The sequence below is a fragment of the Vibrio sp. 10N.222.52.B7 genome (assembly GCF_041474275.1).
GTDB classification, from domain to species: domain Bacteria; phylum Pseudomonadota; class Gammaproteobacteria; order Enterobacterales; family Vibrionaceae; genus Vibrio; species Vibrio crassostreae_C.
On record NZ_JBFRTU010000032.1, the window covers coordinates 43,372 to 62,242 of the forward strand.

The 18,871-nt window shown below is 45.1% G+C and carries 15 protein-coding genes; 10 read left to right on the forward strand and 5 right to left on the reverse strand.

What is annotated here, in order from left to right; translation table 11 throughout:
- Positions 1-112: 112 nt before the first annotated feature.
- The 8 genes from AB4512_RS11055 to AB4512_RS11090 all read left to right on the forward strand — a co-directional run bounded on the left by AB4512_RS11055 (position 113) and on the right by AB4512_RS11090 (position 8,026).
- The gene (locus tag AB4512_RS11055; protein WP_017068776.1) at positions 113-1,630 is read left to right on the forward strand and encodes a fumarate hydratase; all 1,518 of its coding nucleotides are present in this window, start codon (positions 113-115) and stop codon (positions 1,628-1,630) included.
- A 164-nt stretch (positions 1,631-1,794) separates the two neighbouring features.
- Positions 1,795-1,980 carry a hypothetical protein gene (locus AB4512_RS11060; RefSeq protein WP_004734731.1) on the forward strand — a complete coding sequence of 62 codons (186 nt, stop codon included), beginning with the start codon at positions 1,795-1,797 and terminating at the stop codon, positions 1,978-1,980.
- 209 nt (positions 1,981-2,189) lie between these two features.
- Complete coding sequence (locus AB4512_RS11065) at positions 2,190-3,563, forward strand: YcjX family protein (protein WP_372174909.1); 1,374 nt, start codon at positions 2,190-2,192, stop codon at positions 3,561-3,563.
- A 14-nt stretch (positions 3,564-3,577) separates the two neighbouring features.
- Positions 3,578-4,630: a YcjF family protein gene (locus tag AB4512_RS11070; protein WP_372174910.1), complete on the forward strand. Its 1,053-nt coding sequence runs from the start codon at positions 3,578-3,580 to the stop codon at positions 4,628-4,630.
- Between the two features lie 123 nt (positions 4,631-4,753).
- Complete coding sequence (gene tyrR, locus AB4512_RS11075) at positions 4,754-6,298, forward strand: transcriptional regulator TyrR (protein ID WP_048611644.1); 1,545 nt, start codon at positions 4,754-4,756, stop codon at positions 6,296-6,298.
- 18 nt (positions 6,299-6,316) lie between these two features.
- On the forward strand, positions 6,317-6,904 hold the full coding sequence (gene rimJ / locus AB4512_RS11080; protein WP_017065430.1) for a ribosomal protein S5-alanine N-acetyltransferase: 588 nt from the start codon (positions 6,317-6,319) through the stop codon (positions 6,902-6,904).
- A gap of 164 nt (positions 6,905-7,068) precedes the next feature.
- On the forward strand, positions 7,069-7,542 hold the full coding sequence (locus AB4512_RS11085; RefSeq protein ID WP_017060433.1) for a DUF2947 domain-containing protein: 474 nt from the start codon (positions 7,069-7,071) through the stop codon (positions 7,540-7,542).
- A gap of 268 nt (positions 7,543-7,810) precedes the next feature.
- The gene (locus AB4512_RS11090; RefSeq protein ID WP_017065431.1) at positions 7,811-8,026 is read left to right on the forward strand and encodes a hypothetical protein; all 216 of its coding nucleotides are present in this window, start codon (positions 7,811-7,813) and stop codon (positions 8,024-8,026) included.
- A gap of 171 nt (positions 8,027-8,197) precedes the next feature.
- Here the strand turns inward: AB4512_RS11090 and AB4512_RS11095 are convergent, their stop codons facing one another.
- The 3 genes from AB4512_RS11095 to AB4512_RS11105 all read right to left on the reverse strand — a co-directional run bounded on the left by AB4512_RS11095 (position 8,198) and on the right by AB4512_RS11105 (position 13,818).
- Positions 8,198-11,050, reverse strand: coding sequence for an Hsp70 family protein (locus tag AB4512_RS11095; protein WP_372074222.1), 2,853 nt, complete (start codon positions 11,048-11,050; stop codon positions 8,198-8,200).
- 153 nt (positions 11,051-11,203) lie between these two features.
- The gene (locus tag AB4512_RS11100; RefSeq protein WP_372174911.1) at positions 11,204-13,186 is read right to left on the reverse strand and encodes an Hsp70 family protein; all 1,983 of its coding nucleotides are present in this window, start codon (positions 13,184-13,186) and stop codon (positions 11,204-11,206) included.
- The gene (locus AB4512_RS11105) at positions 13,186-13,818 is read right to left on the reverse strand and encodes a DUF2760 domain-containing protein (protein ID WP_017091262.1); all 633 of its coding nucleotides are present in this window, start codon (positions 13,816-13,818) and stop codon (positions 13,186-13,188) included. Before AB4512_RS11105 ends, AB4512_RS11100 begins: the two co-directional genes overlap by 1 nt.
- Positions 13,819-14,168: 350 nt before the next feature.
- On the opposite strand from AB4512_RS11105, the gene AB4512_RS11110 reads away from it, so the two are divergent.
- Together AB4512_RS11110 and AB4512_RS11115 are read left to right on the forward strand one after the other, a co-directional pair.
- Positions 14,169-15,707 (forward strand): diguanylate cyclase domain-containing protein, encoded by a 1,539-nt coding sequence (locus AB4512_RS11110; RefSeq protein WP_372174912.1) that lies wholly within the window; start codon positions 14,169-14,171, stop codon positions 15,705-15,707.
- 87 nt (positions 15,708-15,794) lie between these two features.
- A complete protein-coding gene (locus AB4512_RS11115) occupies positions 15,795-16,325 on the forward strand; it encodes a 3'-5' exonuclease (RefSeq protein ID WP_102321043.1) in 531 nt (176 codons plus the stop codon).
- A 119-nt stretch (positions 16,326-16,444) separates the two neighbouring features.
- Here AB4512_RS11115 and AB4512_RS11120 read toward each other — a convergent pair whose 3' ends face one another.
- Positions 16,445-18,130 (reverse strand): LruC domain-containing protein, encoded by a 1,686-nt coding sequence (locus tag AB4512_RS11120; protein ID WP_102321042.1) that lies wholly within the window; start codon positions 18,128-18,130, stop codon positions 16,445-16,447.
- Between the two features lie 11 nt (positions 18,131-18,141).
- A complete protein-coding gene (locus tag AB4512_RS11125; protein WP_016789494.1) occupies positions 18,142-18,657 on the reverse strand; it encodes a hypothetical protein in 516 nt (171 codons plus the stop codon).
- Positions 18,658-18,871: the final 214 nt, after the last annotated feature.

Consider the following 18,871-nt stretch of genomic DNA (forward strand, 5'->3'; position numbering starts at 1 on the left):
AAAGCAACTAAATACAGCTCAACACAATAAAAAGCTAAACCACCTAATTCGATTTGGCATATATAGCCAAACTGTGAACCCACATGGAACCAGAACAATAAAGAGGCATGCAATGACGGTTATTCGTAAGCAAGATGTGATCAGCAGTGTCGCTGACGCACTTCAGTACATTTCTTATTATCACCCTTTAGACTTTGTCCAAGCCCTAGAAAAAGCGTACGAGAAAGAAGAGAGCCAAGCAGCTAAAGATGCGATCGCTCAGATTCTTATCAACTCGCGTATGTCTGCGGAAGGCCATCGTCCAATTTGTCAGGATACGGGTATTGTTACTTGTTTCGTGAACATCGGTATGGATGTTAGGTGGGAAACGGATCAAACAGTACAACAGATGGTTGATGAAGGCGTTCGTCAAGCTTACAACAACCCAGATAACCCATTGCGTGCATCTGTCCTAATGGACCCTGCAGGTAAGCGTATTAATACTAAAGACAACACGCCAGCGGTTGTCCACATTAATATGGTTCCGGGCAACAAAGTTGAAATCCAAATCGCAGCGAAAGGCGGCGGTTCTGAGAACAAAACCAAGATGGTTATGTTGAACCCTTCTGACGATATTGCAGAGTGGGTAGAGAAGACCTTACCAACCATGGGTGCGGGCTGGTGTCCACCGGGCATGCTAGGCATAGGCATCGGCGGTACCGCTGAGAAAGCTGCGGTGCTTGCGAAAGAATCTTTGATGGAACACATCGATATCCAAGAACTTATCGAGAAAGGTCCTGAGAACGCAGAAGAAGAGCTTCGTCTAGATATCTTCAACCGCGTAAATAAATTGGGTATTGGTGCTCAAGGTCTTGGCGGTCTAACGACTGTGGTTGACGTCAAAATCAAAACAGCGCCAACGCATGCAGCCTCTAAACCAGTATGTTTGATCCCGAACTGTGCAGCAACGCGTCACGTTCACTTCACACTAGACGGTAGCGGCCCTGCAGAGCTAACACCACCTAAGCTAGAAGAGTGGCCAGACATCACTTGGGAAGCGGGCGCAAATACACGCCGTGTTAACCTTGATGAAGTGACTAAAGAAGACGTACAAGAGTGGAAGACCGGCGAAACGGTTCTTCTATCTGGCAAGATCTTAACAGGTCGTGATGCTGCTCATAAACGTATTCAAGGCATGCTAGAAAGCGGCGAAGGCTTACCTGCTGGCGTTGATTTCAAAGGCAAGTTCATTTACTACGTGGGTCCTGTTGATGCTGTAGGTGATGAAGCGGTAGGTCCTGCTGGCCCAACAACGTCTACTCGTATGGATAAGTTTACCGACATGATGCTGAACGAAACTGGCATTATGGGTATGATCGGTAAAGCGGAACGTGGTCCTGCAACGGTTGAATCAATCAAAGAACACAAAGCGGTGTACCTAATGGCGGTTGGTGGTGCAGCTTATTTAGTCGCGAAAGCAATTAAAAAAGCACGCGTAGTTGCGTTTGAAGATCTCGGTATGGAAGCGATTTACGAGTTTGAAGTTGAAGATATGCCAGTAACGGTAGCAGTTGATTCTAACGGCGTGAACGCACACCAGATCGGCCCTGACACGTGGAAAGTGAAGATTGCTGAAGCTGAGAAAGCGTAATTAACCGACGCCAAAAAATCGTAATTGTCGCTAACTTCAGCGTTTGAATTGCAATTTTTGACAGAAAGTTGAAGACAAAAGTGCAGCATTATCTGCACTTTTGTCATATTATCAATGATATAGTGATAAACACATAGTTTGATATAAGAACATAGGAGAGAGGAATGCCTCGTTTTATTCAGATCCTACAGATTATCTTGGCAGTGGTGATTGGTGCTTTTGTTGGCTACGACCTGATCTTGAAAGGGATTAGTATCTTTGATAATAAATACGTGACGATTACTTGTGCGCTTTGGCTAATTGCAGAGATTGCACTGTTTGTTATCTACAAGCTCATAGAAGACGATTAGTCTGCTATTTATTAAAAAATTTCAAAGCCCCTGATTATGAATGTAGTCAGGGGCTTTTATTCATCTAGCATTAAGAATGGGTATTGCATACTCACCACTATTAGCAAAAGAACAAGCAACAGCATACAAACTATCCCAACAGGGAAAGAACATAGGCTTGCCTCTCTATCATCATAACCAGCTTGCCTAAATATCACGGAGTCGTTCAAATGAAACACCTAACTCAAGAAATGAGTGACTTTATAAGCAGAGGAACGGATTCTCATATTAGAGTAGCGGTCACGGGTCTGTCTCGTGCAGGTAAAACAGCATTCATTACCTCGTTGGTTAACCAACTTCTTCATACCTCTACTCATAAGAATTTACCGCTTCTTGCATCAGCGAGAGATGGAAGAATTATTGGTGCAAAGCGCATCCCACAACACAACATGATGATTCCGCGTTTTTCTTATGACGAAGCGATGGAATCATTAAATGGTCAGCCACCAGAGTGGCCAGTACCAACACGTGATGTCAGTGAAATTCGCTTAGCCATCAAATATAAGCCTGCAAAAGGCGCGAAGAAGTTACTGAGTAAAAACAGTACCCTTTATCTCGATATTGTTGACTATCCGGGTGAATGGTTACTTGATTTACCGTTACTGGATATGGATTTTGAAACGTGGAGTCAATCTCAGTTTGCCGCATTAAAAGGTGACCGAGAAACTTACTCGCAAGACTGGAGTGCAATGCTTGGCGACATTGACCTATTGGCTGAAGCCGATGAAAAGAAACTGGTCGCCATTGCCGATAGCTACACTCAGTATCTCCATACTTGTAAGAGCAAAGGGTTGCACTGGGTGCAGCCGGGGCGATTTGTATTACCGGGTGAGTTAGAAGGCGCGCCTGTGTTGCAGTTTTTCCCATGCGCAGCACCACAAGGTAAATTCTCGAAAACAAGTAACTATGCGGTGCTGAAAGCGCGTTATGAAGAGTACCAACAGAAGGTAGTTAAAGCGTTCTACAAGAATCATTTCTCAACCTTCGACAGACAAATTGTGCTGGTGGATTGCTTGCAGCCACTCAATGCCGGCTATGACTCTTTCATGGATATGCGTGGTGCACTTGAACAGTTATTGAAGAGCTTTAAATATGGTCGAAGCAATATCTTGAGACGTTTGTTTGCTCCGAAGATCGATAAGATCCTGTTTGCTGCGACCAAGGCAGACCATGTGACACCAGATCAGCATCCAAACTTAGTGTCACTGCTGCAACAGATGGTACACCCTGCTTGGCAACAGGCGGCGTTTGAGCATATCGATATGAGTTGCATGAGCATCGCATCTATTCAAGCGACCAGCGCAGGTTATATCTCGTCGGGCTCGGACAATGTGCCAGCGCTGCAAGGTGTTACTTTGGATAACGTTCCTCAGACTATGTATCCGGGTGAGGTGCCACGCAAACTGCCAAACAAACAGTATTGGGAAACCAACCAGTTTGATTTCACGAGCTTTAGGCCAATGGAACAACACTCTGATGAGCCTTGTCAACACCTAAGGGTTGATAAGGTCTTAGAGTATCTCATTGGCGACAAGTTGAAGTAATTGAGGCAATCAAAATGAGTGAATTAAAAACAAAGCAGGTCTTTAATGAACCGTTGAAGACCTCTTTTGATGAGCAAGATAAGAACGAAGTTGGCCCGGATTTAGGCGCTCAACAACTGTTCACAGAGCAAGAAAAATTTGTACCTGTCGCACCACAAGTGGAAACTGACCTTGATGGTGAAGCTGAGCAGCAATTGGAACAGGTGATTCGACCGAACAAAAAGAAGAAATGGTTTGGAACGGGCTTACTGGTCGCTTTTTCTGGCCTAGTTGGATGGCAGGCAATTGATTCGGTCATAATCGCGATTCAAACTGCCGATTGGCTTGCGTTGGGTTGGGCTGGCTTTATTGCTGCTATTGCTTCATTGGGTTTAGGCGCAATAGGCAAAGAGCTATGGAAACTGCGCTCGCTTAAAGATCACTTTAGTGTGCAAGAGCAGAGTGAAGAGCTCTTGCAAAGCCAAAGTGTCGGCAAGGGTAAAGTGTTCTGTGAAAACATCGCAAAGCAGGGCGGCATTATTGCTGAGTCACCTTCGTACGATAAGTGGCGAAACAGCATTAACCCAGCGCACAGTGATGCAGAAGTGTTGGATATGTACGATGCGTTAGTCGTGAGTCAACAAGATAAGGTTGCGACTCAAATCGTCACTAAGTTCTCGACCGAATCGGCGGCTTTGGTTGCAGTGAGTCCATTGGCGGCGGCTGATATGTTGCTGGTGGCGTGGCGTAATTTCACCATGATAGACAAGCTTGCTGATGTGTATGGCATTGAGCTTGGCTACTGGTCTAGAATTAAGCTGTTTAAGTTGGTGTTAATCAACATGGCAGCGGCAGGGGCGAGTGAGCTGGCGATTGATGCGAGTATGGACTTAGTCTCGATGGATCTTGCGGGTAAAGTCTCAGCTCGAGCAGGTCAGGGCTTAGGTGTTGGTATTCTGACTGCTCGATTAGGGTTAAAAGCCATGACATTGCTTCGCCCAATGCCTTGGCATAACGAGCGAAAAGTAAAACTGGCAGACCTCCGCAAAGCCGTTCTTTTAGAAATAAAGCGTATTACTCTCAAATAAAGCATTGAAAGCTCAATAGTTTGAGAAGAAGAGTAAACATATGTTTACTCTTCTTCTTGACTGAACTCAGAGCTTAATCCACACTACTGTCAACTTATCCTGACACCTATAATAGGACTATTTGTGCGTCTTGAAGTATTGTGTGAAGACAGACTCGGCTTAACGCGTGAGTTGCTCGATATCTTGGCCTCAAAAAGCATTGATTTAAGAGGAATCGAAATTGATGTTAAAGGCATTATCTACCTAAACTGCCCTGATATCGATTTTGATGCTTTTAGTGAACTTATGGCTGAAATTCGCCGAATTTCAGGTGTGAAGGATGTACGTAAAATCCAATTTATGCCAAGCGAAAGGCATAATACCGAGCTGATTGCTCTGCTGGCAAACCTACCTGACCCTGTTATTGCGATTGACCTTAAAGGCTCAGTCGATATGGCTAACCACGCTGCGTTGAACCTCTTCAACAAGCAAGAAGACGAAGTCATCGGTGAACCACTAGCGACGTTTGTCCCTAGCTTTAACTTTGCTCGTTGGATCGAAGGCGATGTAACGCGCCATCGTGAAGTTGTCGTGTTGGATGGCTTAGATTTCTCTATTGAGATCCTGCCGATTTACCTTGGTGGTGATGTCAACGAAGCGGTACTGGCAAGCGCAGTAATGACGATTCGTTCTTGTAATCAAGAGATGAACTCGCCAGATTCAATCCCAGAACAGAACAACCTGGGTTTTGAACACTTTGTTGGTGTCTCTAATCGCCATAAAGCCTTGATCAGCCAAGCTAAGAAATTGGCTATGCTGGATCAGCCTCTATTAATTGAAGGCGATACAGGTACGGGTAAAGAGATGCTGGCGAAAGCGTGTCATAACCGTTCAAATCGATCGTCTTTCCCATTCTTGATTCTAAGCTGTGCATCGATGCCTGATGACGTAGCGGAAACGGAATTGTTTGGTCATGCGCCGGGTTCATTCAACCATGAGCAAGGTCATAAAGGCATTTTCGAGCAAGCGAATGGCGGTACGGTATTTTTAGATGAAATTGGCGAGATGAGCCCGCATCTACAAATCAAATTGCTGCGTTTCCTACAAGATGGTTCATTCCGTCGTGTTGGTGAAGAAGAAGAGATGCACGCTGATGTTCGTATTATTGCATCAACGCGCCACCGTCTTTCTGAATTAGCCGACTCGGGTTCGTTCCGTGAAGATTTGTTTTACCGCTTGAATGTACTGACTCTGTCTATCCCTGCATTGCGTGAACGCTCAAACGACGTAGCACCGCTATTGGAACTGTTCGTTGCAAAGTACGCGCAGCAGTTAGGTATGTTAAAACCAAAATTGACTCAAGAGTTAGTCGACCAGCTTGGTAATTACCAATGGCCGGGCAACATTCGTCAGTTAGACAACATGGTTCTACGCGCACTAACAGAGTTGGATTCAGACACGCTAACGGTTGAGCAATTCCACTTGCCACAGCTTGAAACAATGACGGCAGGAATGGCGAACCTGAGCTTAGATGGTTCGCTCGATGAAATCATGAAAGACTATGAATCTCAGATTCTAGAGAAGCTTTATCAGTCTTTCCCATCAAGCCGTAAGCTAGCAAAACGTTTGAATGTATCTCATACCTCAATTGCGAATAAGCTTCGTGATTACGGTATCAGAAAGAACTGATCGAATAAGAACAAGATTATGGAAGATTTGAGTACACCAGAGCGCATTTATAAGCATGATGGTAATCTGATTCTACGCACGGCTGAAATCGATGATGCTGGCATGATCAGCGAGTACTTTCAGGTTAACAGAGAGTATCTGAAACCTTGGGAACCGATTCGCGAAGACGCGTTCTTTGATAGAGCGAGTTGGGCGCAGCGACTGATCAAGTTAAACGAGCTTCATAAAATGGGGCTAGGCTATTACTGTTTACTGATTAACGCTGACTCTAATGAAATGTTAGGCACCATATCGTTCAGTAATTTGTCTCGTTTCCCGTTCTACGCTTGTAATGTCGGTTACTCATTGGCGCAAAGTGCACAGGGCCACGGTTACATGCGCAGAGGTTTGAACATGGCCAAAGACTACATGTTTGATGTGCAGAACATGCACCGCTTAATGGCGGGCTACATGCCTCACAACGAACGCAGTGCTGGCGTATTAGAACATCTTGGTTTTGTCCGAGAAGGTTTTGCTAAAGACTACCTACAGATTAACGGTAAATGGGAAGACCATATACTGACAGCATTAGTTAACCCAAATTGGGAAGATAGACGCGTTATTTAGCGGCAATATTGCTAAGACGTAGTACTAGTTAAAGGCAAATAGCTTTTAAACGTAAACAAAATTTAGACGCAGCGTATATCAAGCTTTGCTAATCGCCGCTGCATCAAAAAGAACAGATAGGCATGGTAAATCCATCAGCCTGAGCAGATATTTGAGGAATTTTGATGTCATACACAACTTTGGACGAATACCAAAGAAAATGGATTTTCACACACCAGTCAATGCCGCTTCCGGCAGAGGACTTGGAAAAGATTAAGCCAATGACACAGGCGAGAGCATCTCAGTTCTGGAAAGAGAACGTGAGCCCTCAAAGCCCAGACGCAGAACGACTGAGCTCGCAAGACTGGCCAAGCAAAGCATCGAACTGGAATGAAGAGATCAGTTGGATGGCGCATTGGGAAGCGGATGAGCCTGAAATGCCAGAAGAGATTCTTAACTTTATTGATTGGCAAGATGACGTAACTGTTTATTTTTGTTACGAAAAGTACAATGTTCTTGAAACCAAATGGGCGATTTTCAAGAAGCATTGGAAGAACTTCTTGTTCTACGATGATGGCCCGATTCTAATCGGTCGTCGTCGTTCAGAAGCCCTTTGGTTTGCTACCAATGGCAAGGTGAAAATTGGTAACCGTGCTTAACCTCGGTGTGATTTAATCGAGCTAGTGCTGGTAATCCGAGCAACAGATAGATAAACAAAAAGCGAGCATCGAGCTCGCTTTTTTTGTGCCTAATGATCTTCGAAGATCATGGGGAAAGACCCACTATTTGAGCCCAACTAAAAGTGACCATATCCACTCATTTAAAGCGAGTGAATTACGAAATTGAGATCGCTATCTCATTGGGTTAGTTGAAGTTTCATGGGGTTGAGCTATCTTTATATTACTGCCTTAGTGGAGGTGAAGTATTATGATTTGGGATACTCTCGAACGTGTAAATAAACTTCGCAAGGAAGCAATGGAGGATCCAGAGTTTTTGGATTCAGCAAAAATGCATGAGGAATGGCTTTTAAGCGAAACTCATAATCAATCGAACAAAGGAGCAAAAGAGAATAAACCGAAAAAACTATCTGACATTTATGAAAATACGGATTTTCCTATCAACCCAACTGGAACCAAACATTAACAATGATGAACTGCAACACGGCTAAGGCTCTTAACCAAAAAGCTATAAGTCGATTACACATACCAGCCTTAAGCCACCAATAAAAAAGCCACTTTCAACGAATCGAAAGTGGCTTTTTCTTTTCTTGCTAGCTTCTTTACCATTAGCAACGAAAGCTAATCGTTTTCAAACCTAGTTATTGATTAGGCTTAATCCGCTTGGTAACGCATCACCAAACACACGCTTAGATTCACTCTCAGAAAGCTCAGTCACTTCACTCACTAGTGTTAACCATGAGTCAGGTACCTTGCTTTGCTTAAGCTTCTCAATCACTTGATTGCGATAGTCGTCAGAGATATCAAACTGACGGTCACCGGTTTTTCGACAAATCATCACCGCTGCGAAGGCGATCATCTGCTCTTTCTGCCAGTTCTGTTCAAGCAGTTTTGGTAACCACTGTTCAGCTTGCTCTCTAGGAATTACGCTGTGTTGGCTGCCATACAAAGGCGTTCTTGATGCTAATCGTCCTAGCGCCCACCAGTGAGCCTGTTCAAATTGGTTATGGTTGATCGCTTTGCTTAAGAACCAACTTGCCAGCAGCACTTTGTCTTCAACCTCAAGTTGCTCAAGTGACGCCGCTAAACGGACCATGGCTTCATAACCATTATCTTGCGCATCTTTGGCTGTCTTAGGGTTCTTCATTGCACCTGGGTGAAGGTATTTAGCGATGTCAGCCAAGATACTCTCTTGCTGCTCTTGGTTTAATCCACCGGCAACACGACGCCAGAATACCCACCAGTCCGTCCAACCTTGGTGGTTCTGGAATTGAATGTTTTGTTGGTAAAGGCCCCAAATTTGTTCGATACGCCATGAGTCAGTCGGATCGCCAAAGCCTGGACGCAGCGAGTAACCCGCCAAACGCAGCCAGTTCTTCTCGTGTGCTTCTGAACGACGGCGGCGTTTACGACCTAATGAAAAGGTATCAAACAGATGGCGAAGGGTCGTGAAATCCCATTCATCACGCTTACCGAGTCGCTTCTCAAGATCTTTCGATAGTGTTTTGATCTCTTTTGATTCAGCACTCTTCTTGTTGCCGCTGTACAGACGAGAAATCAACTCCTTACATTCATCCAGTCTTGGGTGAAGTTTAGCGGTATCAGACTCATCACCTTGCTTGTTTCTTACTTCAAACTCGAGCAACCAACGCTTAGAGTCATCTTCTATACTCACACACTCCATTTTCAATGTGCCGACTTCGGTTAACTGACAAGCGAGCAGTACTTCAACACGCTCTTTTTGGTTGGCTTGAAGTTCTGCAGTACCTGAGCCTTCCAGCGTAGAAATATACGGTGGGAGAGGGGAGAACAAGTCGGCATCCACATTGACCATCACACCGTTTTGAATGGCGGTGTCATGAGCAATTTGATCGTGTGTTGAAGTCAGAAGATTAAATCGTACTGGCTCACCTAAAGTCAGCGAGAAACGACGGCTGTTCAAGCGTATCTCTTGGCCTTCTTCGGTTCCTTTGGCAAGCAGACAAAGCGCTTTACCCATCTTGTTTTTCTCTTGCAGATGCAAGAAGTAAGAACGGGCAGCACCGCCACCGATTTTCAGCTGTGCACCGCGGCGTGCTTTACCAAAGGCAACCGCGCCAAGGGCAACAGACCAATCTGGATGAGGGTTATCAAGCACTGTGATAGGAGAACCGTTCCAGTTGCCCAGTAGCTGAGTAATTCGCTCTGTTACCAGTTCACTGTTAAACACACCACCATTGAGCAGCACGCCAACTGGAATTGCAGGTTTGGTGTCATCGAACTCAATAGAGTCTGAGTTTTCCAATGCGGCTTTAGACACTTGTTGGTGCGTTGCTAGGAATTCTGCAACGTGCTTACTCACCGCAGGGTCAGCCACGTAAGGCAGACCAAACTCAACCACAGCACTGCGGCGTTTGTCGGGTGTTTCAGCAAACTCAGAAAGCGGGAAGAAACCTTCCAGTGCAATCTGATGAACTTCTTGTTTCGTTAAACCAATACTCTTGGTACCGCCAAGTAGCTTTGAGCCGCTGCCCAGCATGGTGATCTTCACATCGTCTGGCGCGTTAGCAGAAAGTAGGCTCTCTTTTGCGGCGCGAGTTTGTTGAATAAGCTTGGTTAAGCTTGAGGCATTCAGCTTTTTGTTTTGATTGAAGCGTTGCTCTGCAAGGTGGGCAAGGGCCAAATCTAGATTATCACCACCTAGCATTAAGTGTTCGCCAACACCGATACGGTCGAGTGCTAGCTCGCTATGACCAGCATTATCTGCATCGCTATTCTCATTGAAGCTGGCTTCAATTAAGCTCAAGTCGGTAGTACCACCGCCGACATCACACACTAAGATCAATGGGATCTGTTGAAGCTCTTCGGCAGCAGTTTGTTGGTGACGAGCATACCAGTCGTAACAAACCGCTTGAGGCTCTTCGAGTAATAGAATCTTACCTAAGCCAGCAAGCTCTGCCGCTTCAAGTGTCAGCTTACGTGCTGTCTCATCGAATGATGCAGGAACCGTTACAACAACATCTTGATCTTCAAGCTTGTTGCTTGGATTGCGGTAGTTCCATGCTTGGCGAATGTGATTCAGATAGCTCGCACTCGCGACAACTGGCGATACTTTATCGACATCCGCTGCGCCAGCCCAAGGTAGAATATCTGAGCTACGATCCACCGCTTGGTGTGACAGCCAACTCTTCGCACTCGATACTTGGCGGCCTTCTACCTTCGCACCCAGTTCACGAGCCCATTCACCGACGATAACGTTTTTGATATCGCCTTTTACTGGGCTTGGTTCCCACGGCATCGTCAGGTCAGAAGGGGAGATTTGACCTTGTGCTGGGTGGTAACGAAAGGATGGGAGTAAGGGCTTGCGAACCACTTCACCGGGGCCGATGAGTTGGTCAATATCGAAAAGAGAAACGGGAGCATGTTGTAGGTCGTCGTTGATTTCACAGTAAGCGACAACCGTATTGGTTGTACCTAAGTCAATGCCGACTAAAAAACGAGGAGTTGCCATACAAAACCTTATTCTTCCAGAGTGATGACCAGTTTTTTGATAGCTTTGGTCTTATTGTTGTTATTCGTAAACGTCATTCCTGAGAAACAGGCAGGACTAGATTGAGAAATGCATTGATAAAGTAACGGCACCCGCTAAGGTGCCGTTGATTCATTATGCTTGTTCGTTTGAGTCGTTATTCGAGTCTTCACGAACATCGAACTCAACGTGCCACTTCTGACCGTTGTCAGTAGCAATCGCTTCTAGGTGTAAGGTGCCTAGCTCAGTAACGCGAGAAGCCAAAGTCACTGGAACCACTTCACCTTCGCGACGGCCTTCAGAAACCGGCAATGTCACTTGGATTTCAGGAAGCTCATCAAGCTCTTCAGGCGCCCAGTGATCAAGGTGCGTACCCGCTTCATCTTCACGACGAATGGTTGAACCGAAGAACTGGAAGTGTACTGGCTGACCAATCACTAGACCGAATTCTTGGCTAGGTACTTGTACGCTTGAACCTTCTTCCATACCAAATGGTGCAACACACAAAGCTTCCATCGGAGGAGCCATACCTGGGATAGCTGGCATCGCGCTTTCAATTCCTACGTAGTAAGAAGAAGCGATACCACCGCGGATACGAACGCCTTGGCCACGACGAACTGCGCCGTAGTATGAAGCGCCACTTGCAACCGCTAGGTCTAAATCTAAACCTGAAAGCTGTTTTGCGAACTCTTCGTCAGCATTGATCAACCATTCGTTGATCGTATCTGAAAGACGATCAGCAAGTAGGTTCGATTTTAGAACACCACCATTGAACAGGATTGCTGTTGGCTTGATGAAGTCTGCCGCTGGCGCTTCTGACCCTTGCGTACCGGGCATACCGGGCATGTTTGCAAACGGGTTGAAATCTTGCTGAGCCGTTTCGCTATTTCCAGAAAGCGCATTCGCTTGCTTAGAAAGGAATGCGGCAATGTGACGAGTAATACCTGCGTCTTGAGCGTAAGGCAGACCCATTTGAGTCAGTGCGCCACGCGTCTTTTGTACAGGGTGCTCAGTTACAGCAACTTTAGGGAAGAAGCCGTCCACTAATGTTTGTTGAACTTCTTGCTGAGTCAGTTCTGTTTTCAGTGTTGCGCCAAGCAGTTTAGAACCACGGCTTGGAACAACGATAGGAACAGATTGCAGTTCAGCATCGTTAAGCAGTGCTTCTTTCGCATCACGACATGCGTGAGTCATTGCTTGAACCTGCCAAGGAGCCAGTTCTTTGCCTTCTTGCGCCAGTTTCATCTTCAAGCGGTAAGCCAGTGCTAAGTCCATGTTGTCGCCGCCAAGTAGGATATGTTCACCTACTGCGATACGGTTCAGGCTTAGGTTGCCGTCATCTTGTGTTACTTCAACTAACGAAAGGTCGGTTGTACCACCACCGATATCGACAACAAGAACGATGTCACCAACGTTTACTTCATCACGCCATGTGTCGTTGCTGTTATCAATCCAGCTGTACAGAGCCGCTTGTGGCTCTTCAAGAAGCGTTAGGTGAGTGAAACCAACATTACGTGCAGCTTCTGCTGTTAGGTCACGAGCCGCAGGATCAAACGAAGCTGGAACCGTGATCGTTACATCTTGGTCTGCCAGTTTGTGTTCTGGGTTTGCGTGGTTCCATGCGTCTTTAAGATGCTCAAGGTACAATTCAGTTGTCTTAAGCGGAGATACTTTTTCAACTTCTTCAGGGCTGCCTGCAGGAAGGAAAGCATCGCGACGGTTAACACCACCGTGGCATAACCAAGATTTTGCACTTGCTACCAAACGGATAGGGGTTTTAGAACCAAGGTTACGAGCAATTGCACCCACTAGCGCTTTTGGCTCTGAAGACCAAGGAAGAACGCGAGAGCCCGCATTCATTTCATGTTCGTGCGGTTGGTATAGGAACGAGCCAAGTTGGCTGCGAGTTTCTACTGTACCTGGCGCCGTCAGTTGAGGGATTTGCATCACCTCAACGCGAGCGTCTTCATTGCTTGTGTCGATGTAAGACAAAACGCAATGTGTAGTACCTAAATCGATACCAACACTGAACTTGGGCGCTTGCTCTTGTGAATGCATCTGCGGCGTATGTTCTTGAGAAGAAGACTCGTGCGATGATGGCTGAGTTTGGTGTTCCATTATAGCTCTACCTCTGCCGGTGCAATTACAGATGCATCGTAGTTTTCAGCAAGCTTAGGCAGGTTCATGTCAGTTGCTTTCCAACCTTTGTGAACCAGTGTGCCGTTGAATGGTGCATTGCCCGTTACGTTGCCAGTTAGGCGAATTTCTTGAGGGTTGAAACCTTCAGCGATAGTGATACGTGTTTCTTCATCTTCAGTGCGGATGTGAGACAGCGTTACGTAATCAGCCAATACTTTTTGACCGCCAGTGTGAATAACACGAGCTGCTGCGCCAACTTCTTCATCAGAGAATGACGTTAGGTCTTCTTTTAGGAAGTCAATTAAACGAGCTTCTTGCTGCATGATAGACAGTAGCTGCATTGCTGAATCTGTTGGTGCTGTTGCCAGCTTAGATTCAACTTCTACTACTTTTTCGATCACACGTTCAACTTCAACAACTTTCTCTACTTCGACAATTTTCTCAACTGGCTTTTCAACTTCAACGATCTTTTCTACTGGTTTTTCTACGACTTTCTCAACCACTTTGGTTTTACGAGAAACGGCAATTAGCAGTAGTAAAACGCTTGATGCAGTTAGGCCTGCGTGAAGCATATCAAACGTTTGTGGGATTAGGTTCAAATCAACGATCATAGTGATTTCTCTTTAAAATTGATTTAACGGTATATTCGTCGGTTTAAAGGAATATACAGGTTGGAAAGAAACTCAGTGGCATAAGGCCGAAATGGTCACTTTCAAGCTATAAATATGGGTGGATACTAGCATATTCAAGGCTTAAGGGCTTTATTTAATGTTTTCAATAAACTGGCTTTTTGGTGAGTTAGCTTGAAAGTTAATCGAGATTTGTTGGTTTATTAGCCGCAAATGTCCATGGGTTGTAAATAGTGTTAGTTTTATCCCATTGTGAGAGTCAAAGATAAATAGAGCCTAGCATTCCGGCAGTGTATACTTTCGACTCAAAATAACATCATATGGGAAGCTGTATGCCCCACACTACCGACCCCATAACAGGGTTGAAGAAACGAACTTTGCCGTTAGTTGTCTTTTTTGCCACATTTTTGATGACGGTGTTGTGTTTTGTTTTGGTTGCGGCGAATCAAAATAGGTCTTTGAATGAGAATCTGGATAGCTTTGCTCAGCATCAAACGCTCAGTTTAAAAGCGTTTATTGATAACGATGTCGCTTATATCGGTTCCGGTGCGAATTTTTTCTATTCTAATGATGTCGATAGTCGGGACCGATTTGATCGTTTTGCTCAGCAAACGATTAACGGTTCGAAAAGCCTGATCGGATTGCAGTGGATGCAAAAAGTAGCAGTAGAAGATCTTGCCGAGCACACCGCCAAAATGAAAGCTCAATACCCATCCTATAGAATGTTTACTATCCCTAAACATGGGCCAAAAACTTATGGTTATGTCTTGGATGGCGAGCCCGTATTTATCGCGACAGATATTTATCCGAATGATCCAGTGAACAACGGTGTTTTGGGTTTTTACTCTTCTCGTGAGCGGTTTAATCTGGTCATTGATAACATTAAAAAAACACGTAAAGCGAATATTTCAGACAAAGTTCGCTTGCTTCAAGACGGCTTAGATCAAAATACACCAAAGACCGGCATGTTGGTTTATCACCCTGTGTTTGAAGGCGAAAGCGATAATCTACTTGGCGTTGTGATTGGTGTGGTTCGAACGACTTACTACTTTGAAAATCTACTGGCTTCGGCAGTGGGAGACATGGATGTCTATATTCGTGTTACCGATACGGGTTTCGAAGCAGAAAACTCCCCAATATTGTTTGAAACCGAGGGTTATGAAGCGGTATCTGGGCACCACATTACCAAAACAATCTCACTGACCAATCGAGATTGGAAGGTCGATTACAAAATAGATTCATGCATCTCTTTCTATGGTTATCTGGTGTTAACCGGAATCGCGTTAGTCGGAACAACTATCTCATTGCTGTTGGCGTATATCGTTAATATGCAAATCCGAGAGAAAGAGCGCTTGTATCAAATGCTTGATAAAAGAACAGAAGAGCTTCGTTTTCTAGCCAACCACGACAGCCTGACCGAGGTTTATAACCGACGTGCTTTCAATAAGATGTTAGATAAAGCGATACAGCGAAATGAACCCTTTAGTCTCATCGGATTTGATGTCGACAAGTTCAAAGGCATTAACGACCAATTCGGTCACCCTGCAGGGGATGCTTTACTCATTCATGTAATTAAATTGATTTCAGTGAGCTTGAAAGAGGGGGATAACCTGTTTCGTATAGGTGGAGATGAGTTCTGTATCATTTCTAGTATTACAAACCATGAAGCCCTAGAACGATACTTACAATGTATTCTAAGAACAGTGAGCCAGTCTCATTGTGAGCACAAAGGTCGACAGCTCAGTTGTACTTTGAGTATTGGTGCTGCTATTTACGCTAATGAAAACACGGAAGAGATTCTGCAAAAAACAGACAGTATGCTCTATCAAAGTAAGTCGAATGGCCGAAATCGAGTGACAATTGCAGGCTAAATGAGCACTTGATACAACTAGGGTCGAGTTCTGTATTGGGCTCATGTACAATTTCACAAAATTTTTGACGAGAGAATTAGGCGACGTATGAATCACAATCGAGTTGTGTGTTTCGATTTGGAAATGTGCTGTTGGAGCGAAGACGGTGTGGGAACAACAGGAGAGATCATTGAAGTTGGTCTTGCTGAGATTGATCTAGCATCCGGTACTATCGTGAAGCGAGCACAATACTACGTTAAGCCAGAGAAAGACGAAGTCTCTCTATTCTGTGCCGAGTTAACGGGCATTACACCTCGTAAAATCGAAAAGCAGGGTCGCCCATTAGAGTCTGTCATCAAGTCGATGATTAAGAACTTTGGTGGTCCCAAAAAAATCTACGCAGCGTGGGGACGTGACGACCTTATCTTACACAAAGAGTGTATTGAAAAAGGCATCGAGCCTCCGTTTAGCGAGTTCTTAAACATCGCAACGCTTTACCGTGTTCAGAATCGCTTGAAAGACAAACGCATTGGTCACCGCGCTGCTCAAGAAGCCAAAAATATTGAGTGGGAAGGTCGTCAGCACTCGGGTTATGTCGATGCTTATAACCTCGCGAAGTTGGCGTTAACGATGCTCTAGATAGCAGCAGTGAACACCCGAACATAGAAAAGCCATCTACTTGTAGATGGCTTTTTGGTTTAATTTTTATCGGTATTTCTAAAGATTAACTCATTTTTTAATGACCAAGCTCGAGTTACTTACCATACCTTCGACCCTGTCGGTGATGTGAACCAGTCCGTTTGAAGTGTACCGCCAGACTCTGCCCACGTGGTTAGATGTTCATATGCTTCACAAGTATCAATACGTTCGTATGGGTGAGACCATTGGCCTGGGATATCTAGAGCCCATGGGTGGCCAGTCGTGTTTTGATAGTATTCACCTTCACTTGTTACTGTATCATCATCACCAGCACCGAATATTGCGGTATCTGCTACATCTGTATTTGGATAGTTCATCAAGTGAATCTCTCTACCTCTCGCGTTGCCTTTGTATATGAACGGGTTAAAATCCGTATTGCTTAGCGCAGGAATTGAACCATCAATCACCAGCGAGACACTGTAATCGATTAAGCTTCGTGCATCACCTGACTCTGTGTTGTAAAAGCTATAAGTGCTTGTACTTGGCAGCATCGCCGCGACACTATCAATCACAACAAATACCAACTCGCCTGAGTGACCGGCCTCTGGTGTTAACGCTGCGGTAGAGCCGTTGTATGTTTTGGTCAGTGAAGTGACATCCGTGTCTTCAAGCCCTGCTAACGAAATAGCGAAACCATTGTCTTCAGCCGCTCCACGAGCAATAGCTTGGCCGTAGTAATCAAAACGAGTTATTTGGTTATTCGCGTTTGTATAAACACCTAATGCGTAGTGGCTAACAAAGTCATTCAGATCGTAGTCACCCTCATTTGGCCATAAATCTTCGTAGGCTAATGTGTACCATCCACTGGTTGGTGTTCGGCTATAGAAAGCGATTGTCGGATCGTTTGGTGCGTAGTCGTTTGCATCTGATACACCATCACCGTCACTATCCCCAATTGAAGGCCATGCAATCTCAGCGATTTCACTGATCAGCCCATTCTGGTCAATAGCGATGACCTGAACCTTCCAAAGTTCTCCAACTTCAGTTTCACTGGCCGGCAACGTGGCATTACTGTTGTCATTTTTTCCGACAAACTCATCATCCACATAGAACCCTTGACCTACATCGACAAACCAACGGTAGCTATAAGTTACAGAATCACCGTCTGGGTCTTCCGGTGTTGGACCGGTTACTGTCACAACCAAGTCGTCATTATCACCGAGTCCAGTGCTGCGACTTAGAGTTGGTGTAGAAGGAGGGGTATTAGCAATGGTGACATAAGTAACACTGATAAGGCTGTAATCCAGCGTGGTTAGCCAACCGTCGTTATTCACATCAATATCTAGGTCTACATTCACAAGACTGTCGTCAAGTGAAGCGATAGGGAGGTCAAAAACGGTTGTCGACCAGTTATTGTTGGTACCTTGTAAGAACCCGGGAGTAAGTAAAGAACCGTCAACAGCGATACTGTCGTATTCTCCGTTTTCTCCGTGGTGTGCTTCTGAATCAACATCATAAGCGTAAATAGTGAGTGTCGCTGCGGTAATCTGTGCGCCATCAGGGACCGTTAAATTATGTTGCCAAGAGTAGTCTTCGTTTGCTCGGCTGTAGATGTCGAAACCATAACCAGAAGGCGCGATGTAATGTGGTGAGGTACTACTTGCATCGATCTTTTGAGTCACTGTTATTGAGCCATCACCGTTAGTGGTTGTTGTGTTTTCTGTTGCAGCTGCAAACGTCTGTTGCGAGAAAGAACACATAGCGACTGAACCCATCACCATTAGAGATTTTTTAATATTTTTCATGGCAGCTATCCTTAGTCAGAATCCAGAACAATGTCGCAAGAAACTAGCAAATCAGTAGTGACGTTATCTAGGTCAACGGTACTTCTACACTCTTGACCACGCACCTGAGCAACGATTTCCAATCCTTCCCAGTTGGTTGGAATGCTAAAGTCACTCACTAATTCACCATCGCGGTTCGACATACCAGAGTAGAAGGCTTGAGAATCTGTTTGGTCTGAGGTCACGCTGTATAGTTTGATGATGTGGGAACCGCGAATTGGAGCCGGCTCACCGTCTTTGTATGAAAAACTACTGACGACAATGACGCTCATTGTTCGCGAAGCCGTTCCACGCCACTCAAAACTGTCCGGTACAGCAATATCAACAAAAGTCGTATTGGCAGCTGTTGCGGCAGGACTCGCAGCGCTGTCAGTTGAGCCGCTTGCACCACCTCCGCCACCAGAACTGCCGGACCCGCCACCACCGCAGGCGATGAGAGACATTGATGTGACCGATGTTAAGAGGAGTGTTTTTAATTTCATCATCATAATCTTCCGTAATTAATTGAGGCCGTGTAAAACTTAAAGAGCAATGACTGTGCCAGTTTTTATGTTTTTGATAAAAAAGGAAAAATTTGATTTTTTGATGTGGTTTGAAATTAATTGTATATCAGCATCTCAATTAGAGAATCAATCTGACGATAACGAATAAATGACGGCCTGATAATGAGATTTGATAGGGAATTGGATTCAGTTTTCACGA